Source organism: Hymenobacter agri, assembly GCF_054778495.1.
Genome location: NZ_BAAGZM010001165.1, coordinates 1 through 711, shown reverse-complemented (window position 1 = coordinate 711; position 711 = coordinate 1). Strand labels below are relative to the sequence as shown.

The window sequence follows — 711 nt, the reverse complement described above, 5'->3', positions numbered from 1 at the left end:
GCGCTGGCCAGCAGCTGCGTGGGCCGGCCTACCGTGGCCCCGCAGCTGGCGGTGCAGCCGCCCGCATCCGTCACCGTTACGGTGTAAGTACCGGCGGCCAGGCCGCTCAGGTTTTGTGTGGTGGCGCCATTCGACCAGAGGTAAGTATACGGGGCAGTGCCGCCGCTCACCGCCAGCGTCATTGCACCATTACTGGCATCATAGCACGTCGTGCCGGTGGCCGAAGCCGTGGCCCGTAGTTGCGTGGGCTCGCTTATCGTGGCCGAGGCGGTGGCCGAGCAGCCGTTGGCGTCCGTCACGGTTACCGAGTACGTACCGGCCGTCAGGCCGCTTAGGCTTTGTGTGGTAGCACCGTTCGACCACCGGTAAGCAAATGGCGCCGTGCCGCCGCTTACCGTCAGCGCCACGCTACCGGTGCCACCGGCGCACTGGGCCGCGGTGGCTTGGGCGCTGGCCAGCAATTGGGCCGGCCGGCCCACCGTGCCGCTGGAAATAGCCGAGCAGCCGTTAGCATCAGTTACCGTTACCGAATATGTACCGGCTGGCAGGGCTGCCAGGTCCTGCGTCGTGGCGCCATTCGACCAGAGGTAAGTATACGGGGCAGTGCCGCCGCTCACGGTCAGGTCGACGGAGCCGTTGGCCGCCTCGTAGCAGGTGGCGTCCATCACCTGCGAGCTGGCGCGCAGCTGGGCGGGCTCGCCCACGGTGGCG

1 protein-coding gene is annotated in these 711 nt (G+C 68.1%); it reads right to left on the bottom strand.

Annotated elements, in window-relative coordinates; genetic code table 11:
• Nucleotides 1-711: SprB repeat-containing protein (locus tag ACYVDE_RS25110; protein WP_460504239.1), on the bottom strand; the 711-nt coding region annotated here is incomplete at both ends.